Genomic DNA, 1,216 nt, shown 5'->3' with positions numbered 1-1,216 from the left:
GTAAGTTTCGGCCGCAATTCGGATACGCCGGGTTGGGTGGTGACGAAACGAACGCCATTCGACGACGGTCCTCATGAGGTCCAGAAGGTCATTCCTTACCTGGAGCGCGCCTTCTTGCACGCAGCCACGGGGTCGCTACCGCGGCCATGGTTGCTGTCATGGCGAGACCGCACAGCACGGCCTTCGACGTTGTGGTCATCGTGCCCTCGATCAACATTGCGTGGACTGCACCACCAAGCACTACGATGCTGACGAGGCTCGCGTGGCCGACGCGCCAGGAACGCGGCGAGAGACGCCGCCGCAACAGAGAGAGTAGCGCGGCTGCAAAGAGAGCCCACATGGATGCCACCCCCCAGACAGAAAACGGTGTTGGCGAGCGCAACAGTAGCGCGTCGACTATGTCGGGAGGGCTGGTGATCCACAGGCAAGCGACGTGAACAACAACGGTCGCGACCAAAAGCACGCCTACTGCACGGTGGAAAAGACGGCCCAGCAGCAGGTGCAGGCCGGGCAGCCATCCGCGCGCGAGGAGGGGTTGCACCAGAAGGAGGCAGAGAGCAATGACGCCCGCCAAGCCGGCAGCTATATAGATCGGGTCGCGCCAAGCTAGGTATTCGCTCGTCGCGGCAAAGGTCAGGGGCAAGAGGAGCGCGAGCACCAATCCGGTCCAGATCAGCAGTGCGCGGGCCATACGCATCGGTTCAGGTCAGACCGGCTGGAGGATGAAATGCGCCTCGAGGCTGGCGACCTTCGGGTTCGGCAGCAGGGGGCGAAGGAACACTGTGTCGAATTCCCCGCTGTCATAGGCAAGGTGCGCATGTGCTTGACCGAGTGCCGGCACGATCTGCGGCATTTCGAGCCGAAACGCCCCATTGGCGTCGGTCAAAGTAGCGCCGTGGCTGCGCAAGTCGCGCTCGCTGCCTTCGGTCGTATGGGCCCAGATCTGGATGCGCTGGCCCGGTAGCGGGGCGCCGTCTCCAGCGCGGCGCACTGTACCGGACATCCAGAAGCCGCCTCCGCCGATACGCTCGACAATCTTCGCGCCGGGCACATAGTTGTTGGCGCCCCCGCGCATCGACGGCGTCGCGGCGAGACCTGCGGCGCGAGCAGGCATCGCGAGGCCAGTGAACCCGGCCAATGCAAAGGTACCGCCAGCGGCAAGCAATGCTCGGCGCTCAAAATCGATGTCAGACATGCTGATCTCCTTCCCGAGTTC

At 63.8% G+C, this 1,216-nt stretch carries 2 protein-coding genes; both read right to left on the bottom strand.

Features of this window, described 5'->3' with window-relative positions; genetic code table 11:
- Positions 1-88: 88 nt before the first annotated feature.
- Positions 89-691 carry a ferric reductase-like transmembrane domain-containing protein gene (locus ACP7BS_RS29715; protein ID WP_426240921.1) on the bottom strand — a complete coding sequence of 201 codons (603 nt, stop codon included), beginning with the start codon at positions 689-691 and terminating at the stop codon, positions 89-91.
- Positions 692-706: 15 nt separating this feature from the next.
- Positions 707-1,195 (bottom strand): twin-arginine translocation pathway signal, encoded by a 489-nt coding sequence (locus tag ACP7BS_RS29710; protein WP_426233503.1) that lies wholly within the window; start codon positions 1,193-1,195, stop codon positions 707-709.
- Positions 1,196-1,216: the final 21 nt, after the last annotated feature.

Origin of the sequence: Pararhizobium sp. DWP1-1-3 (assembly GCF_049896125.1) — a bacterium.
Taxonomy (GTDB): Bacteria; Pseudomonadota; Alphaproteobacteria; order Rhizobiales; family Rhizobiaceae; genus Pararhizobium.
This window is presented reverse-complemented; position numbering and strand designations above follow the sequence as displayed.